The organism is Kitasatospora sp. NPDC058965 (assembly GCF_042741245.1).
Classification (GTDB): Bacteria; Actinomycetota; Actinomycetes; order Streptomycetales; family Streptomycetaceae; genus Kitasatospora.
On sequence record NZ_JBHYKG010000015.1, the window covers coordinates 21,304 to 40,023 of the forward strand.

The 18,720-nt window shown below is 70.0% G+C and carries 14 protein-coding genes and 1 pseudogene; 9 read left to right on the forward strand and 6 right to left on the reverse strand.

The window, feature by feature from the left end:
* The first annotated feature begins 443 nt into the window (after positions 1-443).
* Positions 444-1,268, forward strand: coding sequence for a CHAP domain-containing protein (locus ACFW1A_RS04715; RefSeq protein WP_380404123.1), 825 nt, complete (start codon positions 444-446; stop codon positions 1,266-1,268).
* 1,339 nt (positions 1,269-2,607) lie between these two features.
* Positions 2,608-3,144, forward strand: coding sequence for an SUKH-4 family immunity protein (locus ACFW1A_RS04720; RefSeq protein ID WP_380404126.1), 537 nt, complete (start codon positions 2,608-2,610; stop codon positions 3,142-3,144).
* Positions 3,145-3,248: 104 nt separating this feature from the next.
* On the opposite strand, the gene ACFW1A_RS04725 is transcribed toward ACFW1A_RS04720, so the two are convergent.
* The 6 genes from ACFW1A_RS04725 to ACFW1A_RS04750 all read right to left on the reverse strand — a co-directional run bounded on the left by ACFW1A_RS04725 (position 3,249) and on the right by ACFW1A_RS04750 (position 6,463).
* Positions 3,249-3,815 (reverse strand): transposase, encoded by a 567-nt coding sequence (locus ACFW1A_RS04725; protein WP_380404226.1) that lies wholly within the window; start codon positions 3,813-3,815, stop codon positions 3,249-3,251.
* On the reverse strand, positions 3,731-4,327 hold the full coding sequence (locus ACFW1A_RS04730; RefSeq protein WP_380404129.1) for a winged helix-turn-helix domain-containing protein: 597 nt from the start codon (positions 4,325-4,327) through the stop codon (positions 3,731-3,733). Before ACFW1A_RS04730 ends, ACFW1A_RS04725 begins: the two co-directional genes overlap by 85 nt.
* 308 nt (positions 4,328-4,635) lie before the next feature.
* The gene (locus ACFW1A_RS04735; RefSeq protein WP_380404132.1) at positions 4,636-5,244 is read right to left on the reverse strand and encodes a Fic family protein; all 609 of its coding nucleotides are present in this window, start codon (positions 5,242-5,244) and stop codon (positions 4,636-4,638) included.
* Positions 5,231-5,953, reverse strand: a complete 723-nt coding sequence (locus ACFW1A_RS04740; RefSeq protein ID WP_380404137.1) for a hypothetical protein — start codon at positions 5,951-5,953, stop codon at positions 5,231-5,233. Before ACFW1A_RS04740 ends, ACFW1A_RS04735 begins: the two co-directional genes overlap by 14 nt.
* Before the next feature lie 139 nt (positions 5,954-6,092).
* On the reverse strand, positions 6,093-6,290 hold the full coding sequence (locus tag ACFW1A_RS04745; RefSeq protein WP_380404143.1) for a hypothetical protein: 198 nt from the start codon (positions 6,288-6,290) through the stop codon (positions 6,093-6,095).
* Complete coding sequence (locus tag ACFW1A_RS04750; protein WP_380404145.1) at positions 6,218-6,463, reverse strand: Tn3 family transposase; 246 nt, start codon at positions 6,461-6,463, stop codon at positions 6,218-6,220. Before ACFW1A_RS04750 ends, ACFW1A_RS04745 begins: the two co-directional genes overlap by 73 nt.
* 91 nt (positions 6,464-6,554) lie before the next feature.
* On the opposite strand from ACFW1A_RS04750, the gene ACFW1A_RS04755 reads away from it, so the two are divergent.
* The 7 genes and pseudogenes from ACFW1A_RS04755 to ACFW1A_RS04785 all read left to right on the forward strand — a co-directional run bounded on the left by ACFW1A_RS04755 (position 6,555) and on the right by ACFW1A_RS04785 (position 18,501).
* The gene (locus tag ACFW1A_RS04755) at positions 6,555-8,090 is read left to right on the forward strand and encodes an ISL3 family transposase (protein ID WP_380404148.1); all 1,536 of its coding nucleotides are present in this window, start codon (positions 6,555-6,557) and stop codon (positions 8,088-8,090) included.
* A 260-nt stretch (positions 8,091-8,350) separates the two neighbouring features.
* Positions 8,351-8,755 carry a DDE-type integrase/transposase/recombinase gene (locus ACFW1A_RS04760; protein ID WP_380404151.1) on the forward strand — a complete coding sequence of 135 codons (405 nt, stop codon included), beginning with the start codon at positions 8,351-8,353 and terminating at the stop codon, positions 8,753-8,755.
* A 27-nt stretch (positions 8,756-8,782) separates the two neighbouring features.
* A pseudogene (locus ACFW1A_RS04765) lies at positions 8,783-9,022 on the forward strand (integrase core domain-containing protein); the annotation flags it as partial.
* A gap of 51 nt (positions 9,023-9,073) precedes the next feature.
* The gene (locus ACFW1A_RS04770) at positions 9,074-9,529 is read left to right on the forward strand and encodes a hypothetical protein (protein WP_380404154.1); all 456 of its coding nucleotides are present in this window, start codon (positions 9,074-9,076) and stop codon (positions 9,527-9,529) included.
* Positions 9,530-9,797: 268 nt separating this feature from the next.
* Positions 9,798-10,178 carry a transposase gene (locus ACFW1A_RS04775; protein WP_380404157.1) on the forward strand — a complete coding sequence of 127 codons (381 nt, stop codon included), beginning with the start codon at positions 9,798-9,800 and terminating at the stop codon, positions 10,176-10,178.
* Between the two features lie 34 nt (positions 10,179-10,212).
* Entirely contained in the window at positions 10,213-11,070 is an 858-nt protein-coding gene (locus tag ACFW1A_RS04780) for a hypothetical protein (protein ID WP_380404160.1), read from the forward strand.
* A gap of 114 nt (positions 11,071-11,184) precedes the next feature.
* Entirely contained in the window at positions 11,185-18,501 is a 7,317-nt protein-coding gene (locus ACFW1A_RS04785; protein ID WP_380404163.1) for an RHS repeat-associated core domain-containing protein, read from the forward strand.
* Positions 18,502-18,720: the final 219 nt, after the last annotated feature.

Here is an 18,720-nt window from a genome sequence, read left to right on the forward strand (position 1 = left end):
GCGCAAGTCACCACCAGCGCGATGCACCAACCGCGCAAGTCACCACCGGCGCCACGCACCCGCGCCAGTCACCACCGCGCGCACCGCACCACCCGCGCCATGCACCACTGCACCGCCGGCGCCAGGCACCACCGCGCGCAAGTCACCACCAGCGCGATGCACCAACCGCGCAAGTCACCACCGGCGCCACGCACCCGCGCCAGTCACCACCGCGCGCACCGCACCACCCGTGCCATGCACCACTGCACCGCCGGCGCCATGCACCACCCGCGCCACGCACCACCAGCGCACCCACTGACTGCGCACCGCACCACCCGCGCCACGCACCACCGCGCGCACCCATCAACCGCGCACTGCGCCACTGCGCCACCCGGGCACCGCACCGCACCGCCCGAGCACGACCAACGAACCCGTCGATCTCACCTCACGAAAAGAGACCTGCCTTGAAGACCATACGCACCGCGCTCACCGTTGCCGCCACCGCCATGGCCATGGCCCTGCCCCTCATCGGCACCTCCACCCCCGCCTTCGCCGCCTCCCGCGACGGCGTCTGCGACTCCGGCGAGTTCTGCTACTACTACAACAGCAACGAGGCCGGCTCCCTCTCCGACTTCACCGGCTCCATCAGCGACCTCGGCGCCACCGAGCCGACCTGCTACGACTTCAAGAGCGCCGGCGCCGGCCAGGGCGTGTGCGTCAAGAACAACGCCGCATCCGTGTGGAACCGCACCAACCAGACCGTGCGCGTCTACTACAACAGCGGCTTCGGCGGCGCCAGCCAGGACTTCGCCCCCGGCGCCAAGGGCAACCTCAACTCCACCCTCAAGAACAACAACGCCTCCCACCAGTTCCTCAGCAGCGGCAGCAGCGGCAACCAGAGCCCCGTCAACGACTTCGACGGCGGCACCCGCGGCTTCGCCGCCGACAACTGCACCGCCTTCGCCGCCTACCGCATCGCCAGCCGCCTCGGCGTCCCGAACTTCAGCAACTCCTGGGGCGGCACCACCTGGGGCAACGCCGCCAACTGGGTCAACGCCGCCCGCACCGCCGGCGTCTCCGTCGACTCCACCCCCACCGTCGGCGCCATCGCCGTCAACACCGTCCACAACCCCGGCCTGGGCCACGTCGCCTACGTCAACGCCGTCTACTCCGACGGCTCCTACGACGTCGAGGAGTACAACTGGAACAACCCCCTCGCCTACGGCACCCGCAGCCACCTCCACGTCGACAACGTCGGCTCCGACTTCCAGTACATGCTCCACTTCTAACCAACCACCACCCCGCACCACCCCGCACCACCCCGGGTGACCCAGCACCACCCCCGGTGACCCGGCCACACCCCGCACCACCCCCGGTGACCCGGCCACAGCGGACCAACACCACCCGCCACACCCCGCACCACCCCGCCACACCCCACGGATACGGGGACCCCACCGGAAAACCCGCCGGGATCCCCGTATCCGGGCCAGACACCACACGAACAACAACAGACAGCACACCCACCGGAGCCCCTGCACGGACAATCGACCCCCCGGTCGACCCCCGTCCACCAGGGGCTCCGCTGCCGTGATCACCCACCACAACACCCGGCACCCCACCCACCGCCCCACCACCCAGAACACACCCACCGGCCCACCGCCCAGAACACACCCACCGGCCCACCGCCCACCGCAGGAACCCGACCGACCGCGCCAGACCCACCAGGAACACGACCCGCAGGAACGCCGGCCCGCCCCCACCCGCAGGAACGCCCCGGCAGGAACACGACCCGAACACGGCCCAACCCCAACCCGAAAAAGCGGCCCAGCAACCCCGAAGCAACCACCCAACCCCCGACCAACCACAAAAGCAGAAAACAGAGAAAACGTCCGCCAGACCCTGCACACAGGATTCCCAGACCACCCACAACGGATCACCGGACCACACGCCACCCGAACCACAGACCCGCCCCCCGGCATTCCCCCTCCTAGCACAGGACCGCCGACAGGGAATCCGGACCAGGAAACGGCAAGGAGAAAAGAAGCACACCGGAAAACCCACCAAAGCCACCAAGAAACCGTGTGGTGAAATTCCCTTCACGGCCCATCAAGGGAACCCGCCACACACCACCCTGACAAGCCATCAACACAACCCAAAACACACCCACCGAACCCGCCCACCCCAACGGGCACAAGAAACCGCGAAAACAGCTCTGACCCACCCCCTGCCCCCTGCTCCCCGCTCCCGCTTCCCGGACGGTCACGCCGTCCACCAGACCGAGGAAGCCCGGGAACGGTGAGAGTCGTCGGGGCCCGCCGACCACCGGCCGCCAAACCCACCAGGATCGACCGCGCGTCAGGCCACGACACGCCCCGCAGCACGGCAACACCGGAAACACTACCGACGACGAACCGGACCGCCCGATCAGCACAGTGCTCATCGGATCAGTCCTCGCCTGTCTGGCCATCGGACTCGGTGCGGCAAGCGCCTGGTCAGCCTCGGCATCCTCGCCGAGCTCGAACCGGGCCTGTTCACCCGGCGCCGCCCATAGCCACGGGCACACCACCCGCGGGGCTGCCAGGAGCAGCGCGTAGGGTCGTCACAGTCGCACGCCCAGGGAGGGACGTCATGGTCACCCACGCAGACCTTGCAGCTTGGGCCGGTCCGGACAATGTCCACCGCGCGATCCGACAGACCCTCGCCGAGTGGGACATCCCAGCCGAGGCAAAGCACCTGCTGACCAGCGTCGGAATTCCGATCACCGAGCAAATCATCACCCACGTCCCCTACCAGGAGGAGTCATCCCCGCAGCTGGTGGCCTCCGACGGTCGACGGTTCTACAAGCTCACGATCTCCCAGATACCGGGCTTGGACCATTGGCAGGCCTTCGGCGTCCAGCCAGTCACCGGCGAGGTCCACCACATCGGGTGGAACGGTGAGGCCCGGTTCGCCAATGGTTCGGTCGAACGGTGGCTCCTGTCTCTCCACCACTTCGGGCGCCACCTCAGCCAGTCCCGGGTGCTCGAAGATCCGTTTGAGGACGAAGACGCCGCACTGCACGAGCTACAGGCCCTGGCCGACGACCTCAAGGAGATCGACCCTGCGGCATTCGGAGGCTACAAGGCCTTCACCTGGCCCGCGTTCCTCGACCGGTGGCTTTGGTAACGCTGACCGTCCTCGTCACCAGCCGCCGAAGGCACCGCGCGATCGCCAGGACGGCGCCCCGCCCCGCAGTCAGCGCCAGAATCAGGCATACTGACTTCGGCTTCTCAGGGTGAGGTTGGACCGTCGAGGGTCAAGCCGCTGCCGGCTATGAAGCCGTCGGGGGTGTCGGGCCGGTACTGGAGGCGCTTGAGTCGGTTGCGGACGAGGGCTTCGAGTCGGTCGAGGGCGACCACCGCGAGGTTGGCGAGGCTGCGCTTGACGTGTGCCCAGACCCATTCGACGGGGTTCAGGTCGGGCGAGTAGGCGGGCAGCAGGAAGACCGTCAGCCAGGTGCGCTGGGCGATCAACTTGCGCATGGCGTGGGAGACGTGGGTGTTGAGGCGGTCCCAGACCAGCACGATCGGCGCCTTGACGAGGTGGTGGACACCGTCGACCAGGGCGATGAAGTCGCGCTCGCTCATGCTGCGGCGCTGGCCCTTGCCTGCGGGGTGGGCAAGCACGCAGTGGCACAGCCGGGTGCGCGAACCCGGCCGCATCGCGATCAGGCCCGCCACGGACAGGCGTCCCGAGCGGCGGCCACTGACCGTCACGACCGGGGTGCGGCCCCGTCGGCCCCAGGTGCGGCCTTTGGGCGGTCGGCGGGTGAAGCCTGCTTCGTCAACGAAGCAGATGTAGCCCCCACAGGCTGCCCGGGCTCTTCTACCTCCGCCCAGGTCGCCTCCCTCCACACGCTGACGGCCTGATCGTCACGCTCGGCCACCCTGCGCGCGGGGACCTGCGGACTGAATCCGAGCCGGTGCATCAGTCTCGTGGCGCCCGAGATGCTGTACGAGACGTGAACTTCCGCCCGATCAGCGTGGCCACCCGTGCGGCGGTCCACACTTGGTCCTCCACCCAGCCGTGCGCAGCCGGCCCCTGGTCCAGGTACGCGGCGAGCTTCTCCAGGCAGCGCGGCGACAGCCGGCACCGCGACCCACTCGGACCGCGTGAGGCCCAGTGCGCCAACCCCGCTCTCACGCCACAACTGGTGCCACTGGTAGGCCGACTTCCCACTCACCCGCAGACGCCGTGCCACCTCCGGCGGCCTGACCCCCTGCTCGAACAGCTCGGCCGCCTGCATCCGTACCGACTCCCGGCGCACCCGACCCGCGGTGGTCAGGCCGCCCCCATCCGCATATCTCACACACCACCGGATACAGCCACCACAACGAGCCCGTCAGGCAAACCGGGACAGTTCACCCTGACGCGCCGAAGTCAGTAGCGCCCAGCAAGGCGTTGCATCGCGCCGAGCGCGTCCGCCGCCAGCAAGCAAAGCTGGGCGCTGCAGCTGGTGGGCCACCGTCCTGGGGCCTGACCTGACTGGTGGCGGTCCAACTTCGGTGGCAATTGGTTCAGGTTCGCTGTCACAGGACACGGCGGTCCGCCCGGCGATCTTCAGAAAACGATGATTTGTTAAGCCTGGCGGAAGGTCGGTGCCCTCGCCCGAACGCTTCAGCGTCGGCGGCGGTTGAGCACCCCGATGAGAGTGGCAAGGTCGGCGGCACCGGCCGGGTCATCCGCGTAGCGGGTGGTCTGGAGGGGGTCGACCTCAGGAAGGACGATGTCCTCCCGCGCCAGGACATAGACCAAGGTCAACAGTGCGGCGCGGGCATTGCCATCGGCGAAGGGGTGGAAGAACGCCACGTCGAGGTAGGCGCGGGCCGCGCGGGCCGCCAGCGGGATGTCCGGGTCGGTCGTCTCGTTCAGGCAGGAATCGAAGTAGGCCTGCGTGTAAGGGGTCAGACCGTAGCGCTCGCGGCCAGCCTTCGCATAGGCGTCGCTCACGCGGAACGGTGTCCCTGTTGCAGCGAGGACTTCGCGTTGCCAACGGGCCAGCAGGGCGAAGTTCAGCGGGGACTGGCGTGCGGCGTCCTCCCGGGCCAGGGTGTGCGCGGCGAGCAGACGCTCAGCGCGAATCGGGTCGCGCCGACGCACCGGTCCCTCGCACCAGGACCGGAACCCGTCGCGGCCGGCCGGGACCCGTTGCAGAACCGGTGAATGCCGCCAATCGACCTCGCGGCGCACGCGCAGCCAGACCGAGAGGCTGTCAGTAGCGGTCATGGAGCTTCTCCAGCGCTTCCCACTCGCGCTGGTCCCGGTACGGGGCGTGGCCGGTAAGGCCGACGGCGAGGTCCTCGCCGACGGATTCGATCAGCGTCCGTTCCGGGGTGACCCAGCTCTTGAACCGGCCGCCGATCGCGTTCTCCACCGCTTGCGCGGCTTCGGCCTGGTCCATGCCGGTGCTCTGGAGGAACCAGCCCAGGACGATCGAGGTCTGGCCGCGCCAGGCGTTGTCCGCGCCCGAGTCCATGGTGTGGGTCACGAGCCGGACGCAGGCCCGTTCCAGGTGCCAGCTGCGGTCCTCGGGCGAGGCGTCCGGCGGCGGCGCCAGCTCGGCGAAGCGCTGGGCCGTCCGCTCCAGCCACTCCCGCCACTCCAGCAGCGCGGCCACGGCCCGGTCCGCAGTCTCGTCGGGGGCCGTCACCGAGCTCGGCCCGCCGGTCCAGTTGCCGATAGGCCCGCCGCTGTAGTGGTACCAGTTCCATCCCCAGGCCCAGGTGCCGTATCGCTCCCGGATGATCGCGTCCACCTGGCCCTCGCACCAGCGTTCTCCCTGCCACCAGCCGGCCATACCGGAGAGCACGGGTGGCACCCACTCGCGGACCAGCGAGCGGAGGTGCTCCTTCTCGTCCTCGTCCCAGGCGAACGAGTGGCGGGCAGGGTCGGACTCTTCCCAGTCCCGAACGCCCTTGTACCTGATGGGGGGCACGCGGTTGTCGGGGAAGGGCAGGGTGTCACGGTTGTACGTCAGGGCTGGCCACTCTTCCTGTCCGATGTGATCGACCGATCAGTCTCGGCTCAATGCCCCTGGGAGCGCTAACGGTTTTCGGACCGCGTCGGCTTGTCCGTCATGCCGCTGCTGCCTTGTCGCCGCCGAGCACGCTGAAGTCGACGTCCAGGCGGGCGTCGTAGCCGTCGGGAGTGAGGCCGAGTTCGTGGGTGGAGTACTCGCCGAACCGCTTGATGTGCTCGGTCAGGTACGGGGAGACCTGCGCGAGGTCGAGTAGGTCGACCGGGCGCCCCTCGGCCTGCAGCTCGCGGACCACGTCGGCGATGTCCAGGGTGTGTGGAAGATCACCAGGTTGGCCAGCAGGGAGGTGAACTTCACGTCCTTCTCCTGCTCGACCGGGTCGTTCGCCGCGACCGTGCCGTTCTGGCCGAAGCGCACCCAGTCCGAGAAGCCGTTGAACACCTCGACCTTGTTGGTCGCCGCCGTCACCCTCGCCCGCAGCGGGCTGTGGGTCTGTCCAGTGAACGGCTCTGTCCCGTAATCGGTGGTGACGAAGGGTGATGGCCGTCGTTGACGTTGCGTGCGAGATGTCAACGAGCTTGTGGGTGCGGTCTTTTCGGGGCTGTCGGCGCTGGTCGTTCAGGATGTGGTGGACGAGGGCGAGGTCATTCGAGTGGCGGCCCGGACTCGGGGCGAGCCGGTTCCGTGCCCGGTGTGCGGGGAACCGACGGGGCGGGTGCATGGCTTCCACGGGCGCGTGGTCGCGGATGTGCCGGTGGACGGCCGGCGGGTTGCGGTGTCGGTGCTGGGCCGGCGCCTGGTGTGCCCGGTCCTGGGCTGCCCGCGGCAGACGTTCCGCGAGCAGGTTCCCGGCCTGATCGAGCGCTACCAGCGCCGTACGCGCCGGCTCGCCGATCAACTGGGCCAGGTGGTGAAGGAGTTAGCAGGCCGTGCGGGTGCCCGCCTCTCCCATGCCCTGGCCGCGGCGATCAGCCGCTCGACCGCCCTGCGGCTGCTGACCCGGCTGCCTCTACCCGTGCTGCGGGTGCCGCAGGTCCTCGGCGTCGATGACTTCGCACTCAAGCGCCGCCATCGGTACGCCACCGTCCTGACCGATGCCGAGACCGGCGAACGCATCGACGTCCTACCCGGTCGCGGAGCTGATGCCCTGGAGCGTTGGCTGCGCGGGCACCCCGGTGTCGAGGTCGTCTGCCGCGACGGCTCCGGCGCCTACGGGGAGGCCGTCCGCCGGGCTCTGCCCGAAGCGGCGCAGGTCAGCGACCGCTGGCACCTTTGGAAGAACCTGTGCGAGAAGACGCTGGCCGAGGTCCGCTCCCACAGCGCCTGCTGGGCCACCGCCAACACGCCCCGCCCGGCCGGCGTCCACGAGCAGACGACCCAGGAGCGCCGGCACCAGATCCACGACCTTCCGGACAAGGGCGTGGGTCTGCTCGAATGCGCCCGCCGCCCGAACCTGGCGCTCAACACCGTCAAACGCTATGCACGCACCCGCGAGCCCGAACCTCTGCGCCGGGCACCGCGTTACCGGCCCACCCTGGCCGACCCCTACCGCGACGACCTGCGCGGACGCCGTGCGGCCGACCCCGCCGTCCCCGTGAAGCAGCTGTTCCGCGAGATCCAGGAACAGGGCTACACCGGCAGCTTCAACCTCCTCTACCGCTACATCACCCAGGGCCTCGCCGAAGGCGACCGGCCCGTCATCACCCCGCAACGCCTGGCCCGCCTCATCCTCCACCACCCCGACCACCTCCGGGACAAGGACGCGACCCTCTTGGCAGAGCTCACCGGATCCTGCCCTGAAATGAACCAACTGGCGGTGCTCGTCGGCGAGTTCGCCCAGCTCCTCACTCCGGCAGTGGGCAACGAAGCGAAGCTCACCGCATGGATCGCGGGCGTCCGCGCCGCCGAGCTCCCCTACCTGCACGCCTTCGTCAACGGCCTCGAACTCGATCGCGCAGCCGTCGACGCCGGCCTCACCCTCCCGCATCACAACGGCCGGACCGAGGGCGTCAACACCCGCACCAAGCGAATCATGAGGCAGATGCACGGCCGCGCGGGCTTCGACCTCCTCCGCCACCGCATCCTGCTCCAGTGATCACCACACAGCGCTACCACCGATTACGGGACAGAGCCTCCTCTGGGCGTCAATCGAGCGACCTGGTACCGGCACCACCGCAAGTCGCCGGCGCCGCCGACCGGTGCGCGAGCGCCGGCCGCACCCGAAGGCGCTGACATACGCCGAGCGGGAGGCGGTCGTGGCCAAGCTCAACGGCGAGCGGTTCCAGGACACGGCCCCCGGCCGAGGTCTACGCGACGCTGCTCGACGAGGGCGTCTACCTGTGCTCGGAGTCGACGATGTACCGGATCCTGCGCGAGCGGGGCGAGGTCCGCGAACGGCGCCGCCAGTCCACCCACCCGCCCCGCAAGAAACCCGAGTTGATGGCGGAGGCGCCCAACCGGGTCAAGCGGGTCTTCTACTGCCTCTACACGATGATCGACATCTACAGCCGCTATACGGTCGGCTGGATGGTCGCCGCTCACGAGAGCGAGGAACTCGCCAGGCAGTTCATCGAGGACACCATAACCAAACACGGCATTGGCCAGCACGAGTTGACGATCCTCTCGGACCGGGGCGCGATCAAGACCGCCAAGTCGGTCGCTGTCCTGATGGCCGACCTCGGCGTGACCAGGTCGCACTCCCGGCCGAAGATCTCCAACGACAACCCCTACTCGGAGGCCCAATACAAGACGATCAAGTAGCGGCCTGATTACCCGGACCGGTTCGGTTCACTGTCCGATGCCCGGCAGTGGTGCGCTGAGTTCTTCCGCTGGTACCAGTACGAGCACCGGCACAGCGGCATCGGCTACCACACGCCCTACGATGTCCATCACGGCGAAGCCGACCTCGTCCGCGAGCTGCGGGCCAAGGTCTTGGCCGACGCCTACAACCAGCACCCCGAGCGGTTCGTCCGCAGGTCCCGAACCGCCCACCATACCCGACAAGGCCTGGATCAACAGGCCCGCTGACGACGTGACCGCCCAGCAGCAGTCCCCGCTGGAGCGTCCACAGGAGATCCGATGATCGAGATCGAGTATCGCCGGACCGGTCCGTACGTGGAACATGGCCGGGAGAACCGGGAAGGAGTGGACCTCGCCGTGGTCAGCCGTGCTGACCTGCGCTGGTACTACTTCCTGTGCGACCTCTCGTTTACGATCGGCGAGGTCCATCTGACCCCGCCGTGGTCGTGGACACCGGTGTTCGACTTCCTGTGGTCGATGAAGGGCGTACTCGAACACCTGGAGCGGGGCGAGCACTCGACGGTCGGCTTCACTGAGAACGCCGAGCTGATCGAGTTCGCCCCGGACGACGGGAAGGTGCGGGTCTCGTGCACGTACGCGGCAGCCGAGGCGGCCTGCGAGCTCGCTGACCTCAAGGACTCCTGGCTTGGCTTCCGACAGGCCGTGCTGACCGAGCTCAGTGGCAAGTACCCACGACTCGCGGCCAACCCGGTGCTTGCGGAACTCCGACTCTGACCGCGGGGGCCTGTCAGATCGCGGATAGACCCGAAGTTACAGACCAAAAGTTAGACGCGACCACCTGCCTTGATCGCTTTGACAGGTTCCGCACGCCGCCTACCTGACCGCCCGGTTCAACGAAGGCTGCCACAGCGCGCTGCGGCTTCACCGCGAACTCTCCGAGCGCGGCCTGGCCGTCAGCGAGCGCACCGGCCGCCGGTTCGTGCACCGGCTGCGCGAGAACGCCAAGCCGACCACCCGCCCACCGGTCCCCAAGGTCCGCGAGGTGACCGGGCTGATCCTCACCCACCCCGAACACCGATCCGAGGCACAGCAAGTCCTCCTGAAGGAACTGCGCATCCGTTGCGTCGAGTTGGCCCACGCGTGTGACCTCGTCGCCCGGTTTGCCTCGATCCTCGTGAACCGGCGTGGCCAGGAGGAACTCGAACAGTGGACCGCAGACGCTGAGGCAAGCCCCCTGCCCGAGCTGCGAGGCTTCGCCACCGGGTTGCGCAAGGACTGGGACGCCGTCACGGCCGGCCTCACACTTCGCTGGAACTCAGGCCCGGTCGAGGGTGACGTCAACCGGATCAAGATGCTCAAGAGGCAGATGTTCGGACGCGACAAGCTCGACCTCCTGCTCAAGCGCGTACTCCTCGCCTCCTGAGGCTCATCACGGGCGGCTTCCACAGACTCGGGTGTTGAAGGTCCAGGAGTTGCTTGCCCTGGTCGGGTACAAGCTGTCGGCAGCGTGCTCTACCGTTCCGTTCGTGACAGATGTTGTGGGCCGACCCGACGGCGAGATTGTTGCGAGGATCCGAGAGTTCGCGGACAGCAATCAGTTGCCTCCTCCTGCATCGGCTGAGGCTGCGGACGAGTTCGAAGCCGCCGTCGGGTGTCCGATCCCGCTGCTACTGCGAACGATCTACTGCGAGGTCGCCAACGGCGGCTTCGGGATTGACTCCGGAATCGTGTCCCTCACCGACACGGGCAAGTGGTACAGCGACGAGGAGTCGCTCCTCTCGCTGTATCGAGCGGTGTCGACTCCGCCGCCGGACTACGAGGTGAACCGTCCACGCCACGTGGTGCCACTCGTGACCCTCGACGGCCGCCCTGGCGAAGTGGATCATCCGGCCGAGGTCGCCCCGGGCGCGGACGAGTACGTCGTCGATGATGCTCTCGCCCGGTGTGATCTCCCGGTAGCAGTCGTGCCAGGCGTACTCGAGCAGATCGGTCAGATCGATCAGATCGAGTGCCGCGGGTGTCAGGTGCGGGCCGACCGCCGCTTCGACCCGTGCCGCGCGTTCCGCCCTGCGGGCCGCCCGTCCGACCGCCGTCGAACCTCCCGGTATGGACCACCAGTGCACAGACACTCGCGTGTTGAAGTGTGGACGCCGGCCCCTGCCCACCCGCGCGGGAGAGTGGGCCCGCCCGCCGGCGGTACCGGTAGCGCGCGAGGCCCACGGCTGCTCGGGCTGACATACCGTCATCGCCCGGCATGCGAACTGTTCTTGGCGCTCCTTATACCCAGTGTTCACCAGGTCTCCCCTGTCCGGTGAGGGCGGTCGGACGCCAAGCTTTGGGCTGCGTGCGTAGGGTGCGAACTCATGTGACGGGGGATCAGGGTGAAACGGCTCGGAGTCGTCCTCTTGTTGTGCCTCAGCCTGCTGGCGGTGCCTCTGCGGGCGGTGGCGGCCGCGCCGGCGCCGCTGCGGGGCAGCGACGCCGCGGCGTCGGTCACCTCGCCACCGGCGACGGTGTACAAGCCGAAGGCTCCGAAGGTCGACCGGTCGCCGCCGGCGCAGGAGCCGCCGCCCGGCTCGGCGCAGCGGACCTTCCTCGACAAGATGGCTGCGGCGCAGGCCGAGACCGCCCGGCAGATCAAGGCCAGAACCACCCCCACCACCGTCACGCCCGCCCAGGTCCCGGGGCAGTCGACCCGGCTGGCCGACCAGCCGCCCGCGCATCCGGCGCGGACGACCACCGTGCAGGCGAGCGCGGCCCGCACCGCGGCGGTCGTCACCGCGGCCGCCACGGACACCACCGTCGACCCGTGCGCGCTGGTCCCCGGCGAGGCGTTGTACGCCGCGTACAGCGGCGGCTCCCTGGTGCTGACGCCGACCAACACCTCCGCCGGGGCCGCGCAGATCACCGTCACCAACAAGGGCACCCAGAGCTGGCCCGCCGGGCACACCTGGCTCGGCTACCACCTCTACGACAGCGCGGGCCACGCGGTGGCGGGCAGTTTCCCCATGACCGCGCTGCCGACCACGCTGGCCACCGGCGACGCCGTCACGCTCACCGCCCCGATCGCCGCGCTCGCCCCGGGCACCTGGAAGGTGCTCTGGGACGTGAGCGAGGACGGCATCGGCTGGTTCTCGCAGAACGGCGTGTGCGCCATGACGGTGAGCTACACGATCCAGAACCAGCCGCCGAACCTGACGCTGCAGACCCCGCCGAACTACGGCACCGTCACCACCCGGACCCCGACCCTCTCGGTGACCGGCCAGGACGTGGACAAGTGGCCCAACGCCAACGTGACCTTCCAGATCATCGCCTGCAAGGACGCCGCGCTGACCAAGTCCTGCGTGACCACCGACTGGGGCGGGGGTACCTACCAGATCCCGCCGGACATCCTGCAGTGGAACGACACCTTCTACTGGTCGGCCCGGGTCACCGACGGCGGCCTGATGACCCCGTCCACGGGCTGGGCCCCGCCCAACCAGGTGACCGTGGTGGTCCCCGCCCCGGACACCTGGCGTGCCGTCGGCGCCGGGCTCGGCCTGGCCACCGTGGACGGCGTGGTGCTGCCCTACGGAATGTGGGTCGACCCGGTCACCGACGCGGCCGTGCAAGGCCCCGGCGTGCCGCTGCAGATCCAGCGCTACTACTCCTCGGCCGCCGCCCAGCAGGGCTTCACCGGGGCCTTCGGGCACGGCTGGCTCTCCGCCCTGGACGCCGGCGCGCAGTACAGCCCGGACGGCCAACTGCTCACCGTGACCTATCCGGACGGGCGGCAGGAGATCTTCGGCAAGCTGAACGGGGGGTGGGTCAGCCGGGCGACCAGCGGGTCCACCGACCGGGTCACGGTGGACGCCAACTCGGTGATCACCGTCAAGGAGAGCAGCCAGGAGGTGGTCACCTACGGGCCGGCCGGTGAGCTGCGCACGGTGGCCCAGGCCGGTTCCGGCGAGCTGGACTTCGCCCGCAACGCGGCGGGCCAGGTCAGCACCGTCACCCAGCAGCCCTCCGGTCGCTCGCTGACCGTCGCCTGGACCACCGACCAGGGCAGCGGCTGCACGGCGCCGCAGCCGCCGATGGTCGGCGAGGTCGACACCGACGGGGCCGGCAGCGGCGACCAGCCGATGCGCTGGCTCTACAGCTACCACTGCGGCAAGCTCACCCAGCTGTGCGACCCGGCGAACGAGTGCACCCAGTACAACACCGGTGACACCAGTGCCTGGTTCTCCCGCAGCGCCGCCGGGCGCACCGTCGCGGAGCCGCTGGAGGCGGAGACCGGCTGGACCTCCAACTCGGAGCTCACCGATCTCGGCAACGGCACCTTCCGGACCTGGTACGACGATGCGAAGGTCTTCCACCTGACCGAGCCGGACGGCAACTCCAGCATGCTGCTGATGTACCGTCCGCAGGCCGCCTACCTGACGGACTACCAGTCGGCCTACAACTCCCAGGGCGGGCCGATCGTCGAGGCCGACTTGGGCGGGATCGGGAACACCGCGGTGCAGTACCGCACCTACCGGTTCGACGAGTTGAACCGGCTGATCGTGCTGAACCACGGGATGCTCAAGGACACCGCCTCCCCGCACCGCAACTGGATGTTCTCCGCCGTGAACGGGCAGTTCCTCGGGATGTCCGACGAGAACTACAACAACTTCCAGGTCACCTACGACGGTTCCGGCAACATGACCGGGCAGTTCCGGATGCGCGACGCGTCGACCCAGGTCACCCACCAGGCCAACTACGCGGCCGTGCCGGGCGGCGACCCGGCGGACATGCGGATCGCGGGCGTCCAGACCGCGCCGGAGCAGGTGAGCCAGCAGGACTTCGCCATGTTCGGCTACGACAGCCAGGGCCGCCTGGTGCAGCGGACCGGGAATCCGGTCCCCGAGGCGACCGGCGGACCGGTCACCAGCTACACCTACACCGCCGGCACCGAGACCGCGGTCGGTGCCCGACGCGGCGGCACCGGCCCCGCGACGGTGCCCGCCGGGCTGCTGCGCAGCAGTGGCGGCTACGGCGCCATCACCACCTACGACTACAACCCCGACGGCGACCTGACCCAGGTCACCGAGCCGTCCGGGCGCCGCGTCGTCTACGACTACGACGACCTGGGCCGGCGCACCTCGCAGACCGAGTACACCACCGGCTACCCGTCCGGTGTGCAGACCCGGTACACCCTGGACCCGGTGGGCCGGGTGGTGGAGCAGGTCGACCCGGCCACCACCAACGCCGTCACCCACGCCGCCGAGCAGTTGCGGACCTGCCGGGTGTACGACGGCGACGGCCTGGTCACCCGGACCGTGCAGACCGGCGCGGCCGCCTGCCCGTCCCCGGCGGCGGCCCGGACCACGGGCAACCGCACCACGGACACCGCGTACGACAATGCGGGGCGCCCGACCAAGGTGACCGACCCGGGCGGCGCGGTGAGCACCTACGCGTACGGGATCACCTACCGCGGCAACGGCACCGATCCGCAGGCCTACCAGAGCGTCACCGACTCGCTGGGCCGCACCGAGCAGCACTGGTACCGGTCCGGCCAGGTGTCCGAGATCCAGCGCAGCGGGCCCACCGGACAGCTGATCACCACCGCGCTGTACAGCTACGACCCGGCCGGCCGGCTGACCCAGGAGTCCGACGCGCTCGGCCGGGTCACCACCTACCAGTACACCTGGGACGACCAGCTCACCAGCGAGGTGCGCCCCGGGGTGGTCCAGGCGGACGGCACCAGCCATGACGTGACGCTGTTCAACCGGACCTACGACGGCAGCGGCCGGGTGACCTCGCAGACCGACGCCGGCCTGCGGGTGACCACCAGTTCCTACGACGCGGAGGGCAAGCTGGTCGACACCGTGCTCGACCCGAACGGCCTCAACCGCAAGGTGCACCGCACCTACACCGGGCTGGGCGAGCTGGCCACCTCCACCGCCACCGGCGGCGGCGTGACCGAGCAGACCACCTACTGCGCCACGCTGACCGGCCTGCCCACCTGCGAGAGCGTCGTGCTCGCCAACGGCAACCTCACCACCTCCTACCAACGCGACCAGCGCGGCCTGGTCACCGGCACGATCGGGGCGGACGGCAACCGGATCGACTACGACGACGCCACCCAGGTCACCCAGAACACCGCCTACGACGAGCTGGGCCGTCAGATCAGCACCACCACCCCGCTGGTGTCGGCGGAGCAGAACGGTCAGCCGTCGAGCCAGGTCCGGGAGACCACGACCTACGGCTACGACGTGTTCGGCGACCAGACGCAGCAGCAGGACGCCGCGGGCAACACCACCACGACCGTCTACGACGACGCGGGGCGGGTGGTGGAGGTGGACGGCCCCGCCTACACCCCGCCGGGTGCGAGTTCCCCGATCGTGCCGGTGACCAGGAAGACCTACGACTCCGTCGGCCAGCTCTTCGAGACCACCGATCCGCGCGGCGGTGTCACCACCAACAGCTACGACCTGTCGGGCCGGCTGACCCAGGTGCAGGGCCCGGCGGTGGGCGGTGTCCGGCCGACCACGCAGTACGGCTACGACGCGGCCGGCCAGGTGAGCTTCACGGTGGACCCGACCGGTGCCCGCACCGAGTTCGGCTACGACGCGCTGGGCCGCAAGGTCGCCAGCACCGTCGTGGTCCGCCAGCCGAACGGCGCGCTGCCGATCCGCTACACCACGGCCTACGGCTACGACGACCTCGGCGACCTGACCTCGGTCCGGTCCCCGGGCGGCGGGCAGACCCGCACCGACTACGACGTGGCGGGCGAGCCGGTGGCCGCGTGGACGCCCGGCGTGACCAACCCGACCCGCTACCAGTACGACCTCGCCGGCCAGGTCACCAGGGTCACCGACCCGGCGGGCCGGATCACCGAGAACCAGTACGACCTGGCCGAACGGCTGGTCCTGGTCCGCCACCGGGCGGCCGACGGAACCCAGGTGGACGTCAGCACCACCAACTACGACGCGCCCCAGACGGTGCTGGCCACCAACCCGAACGGCACCACCACCGAGACCTACCTGGACATGCTGGGCCGGCCCGTCTCGCAGCGGCGTTCGGGCACCGGCGTCCCGCAGGTCGACACCACGGTCGGCTACGACCTGGACGGGCACCCGAGCCGGCAGACCGACGGCAACGGCAACGCCACCGTGCTCAGCTACAACTCCCTCGGTCTGCCGGAGACGATGACCGAGCCCGCGACCACCGCCACCCCTGCCCTGACGGACCGTCAGTGGACGTTCGGCTACAACGCGGCCGGCGACCTCACCAGGATGGTCAAGCCCGGCGGGGTCACCGCCGACCTCACCGTCGACACCCGCGGCGAGACCACCCAGGTGCACGGCTACGGCGGCGGCGCGGCGGACGCCACCACCACCGTCGGCTACGACCTGGACGGGCGCCGCGTCTCGGCCGCCAACGCACTGGGCACCCAGACCTTCGACTACGACGACCGCAGCCTGCTGCTCGACACGCACGGGGTGGGCGACGAGAGCGCCTACGCCTACACCGCCAACGGGCAGGCCTACTCGCGCACCGACACGAGCGGCACCAGCAGCTTCGGCTGGCGCCAGGACGGACAGCTGGCCTCGCTGACCGACCCGCTCACCGGGGTGACCCAGACCTACGGCTACGACCCGAACACCGGCGAGCGGCAGTCGCTCTCACTGCCCAACGGCACCGGCGAGGCCTGGCAGTACGACGGCCGCGGGCGCACCAGCGCGCTGAGCGTCCACAACGCCGCCGGGACCACGGTCTACAGCGCCGGCTACAGCTACGACGGCGACTCCAACCTGACCAACACCAACGTCACTGTCGGTGCGCCGGGCGGCAGTTACGCCTACGACGGACTGGACCGGCTGACCAGGTGGGTGCCGCAGGGCGGCGGGCCCGAGCACGACTACACCTGGGACGCGGACGGCAACCGCCTCACCGAACAGACCGTCACCGGCACCAACCCCGCTGTCCAGATCGGTAGTTGGACCTACGACCAGCGCGACCGGCTGACCACCGCGCAGACCGCCGCCGGGGCCCAGACCCTGCAGTACACGCCGCGCGGCACGCTGGCCTCGACCGCCACCAGCGGCGGCGCGACCACCCAGAGCACCTTCGACGCCTTCGACCGGCTGACCGGCGACGGCGGCACCAGCTACTCCTACGACCCGCTGAACCGGCCGGTCAGCCGCTCCGGGACGGGCCTGTCCTACGCCGGTACCGGCCAGCAGCCGGTCGGCTACGGCACCGAGTCCTACGCCCGCGGCCCGGCCGGCACGCCGGCCGCGGCCCGCACCGGCGGGACCGGCAGCACCGCGCTGCTGCCGGTGGCCGACCCGCACGGCGACCTGGTCGGCTGGGAGGCCGCGGGCGCCGCCCAGCAGCCGGCCGCCGGACTGTCCGCCAGCACCTCCTACGACCCGTTCGGCACCGTCGTCGCCCACACCGGCGCCGCGCCCGCCCTGGGCTTCCAGGGCGACTGGACCGATCCGGCCACCGGCTGGGTGGACATGGGCGCACGCTGGTACACCCCGGCGGCCGCCGACTTCGCCTCCCGCGACGACCGGCCGGTCCCCAACCGCTACGGCTACGCGGACGGCAACCCCGTCAGCAACACCGACCCGGACGGCCACAAGTCCCACCCGATGGTCTGCGACCTGGGCGAGGGCTGGGGCTGGGGTTACCAGGGGTGCGTCACCTCCTACACCGGCCCGGACGGGGAGGGGTTCACCCCGGAGTCGCTCGCGTACGACTGGTCGGTGTTCGTCTCCTACCGGTACGGCGGGGTCGCGCCGGAGGAGGACGAGGGCGGCAAGGAGATGATGCACTTCGTCCTCGACCAGCTGACCAAGCGTCTCCGCAACGAGCTCCTCAAGATCGCCCTCGATCCGCTGATGCAGGTGGACGAGGCGGTCGAGAGCAACCTGGAACGCGCGACGACCTTCGTGGACATCGAGGAGGCGCTGTTCGGCGAGGGGCTCTCCGCCGGGGCGGTGGAGAGCGTGCTGGCCGCCATCGGGCCGGAGGCCGGGGCAGCCGTCGTGGCCTCACTCTCGGTCATCCTGCTGGCCAAGATGACCGAGAACCCCTTCGGCGACGTGATGTACGACGCCAAGTCCCGGGACTACTACCGGCTGCTGCCCTTCGGGCGGGTCGAGTGGTGCGGTTGTCCGGTGCCGCAGGGCCAGTCGCCGACCATCGCACCGCCGGCCCAGCCCGCCCGGGCGACCCCGCCCTCCGGTGGCAACCCGAACACGCCGCCGCCGCCCGCGCCGCCGAGCATCGTCAGCCAGACCACCCAGGAGCTGGTGAAGCGCTGGTCGACCTGGTCCACCTACCACACCCAGACCCGGCGCTACGTCCGGGACGACAACTACACCCAGGTGATGGCCGACACGCACACCACCTGGTCCAACGGCGCCTGGCGGGACACCGGCTGGCACCAGCAGTCGCTCAACGACAGCTGGCGGTACTGGTGGGCGCTGACCCTGGACCCGTCCCGGGTCTCGGCCGGCTACGAAGGCGGCGTGCTGCCCTGGGTCGGCCATACCTACAACGAGTGGGCCGCCCCGGCGGGCACCGGCAGCTGCGGCCTGAACGGCACGCTGGTCTCCTGCCTGGCCCAGTCCGTGGTGTCCCCGGTGGGCGGTGGCTGCGCCGACGTGCAGGCCACGGTGGCGGCGTGCGAGCCCGTCGAGCCCGTGCCGGGCAACCCGAACGGGCTGCGCGAGGCCGACCAGGCGGGCAGCGCCGACCGCCCGACCGGCTGACCGACCGGGGGTGGTGGCGGGCGCGGTGGGCGGGCGCGGTGGCCGTGTCCGCCCACCCGCCGCCGTGTCACCGCTCACCGTGGGCCTCGTTCGCGGGCTGCGCTACCGGCCCGGAGCGTCCGGGACGCGCAGCCCGGAGCTCCTCGAGGACAGGGCCTTCGGCCGGGGGACGACCGGAGGCCCTGTGGCGCCCGGCGTCAGGTGCGTCGACGCCGGGAT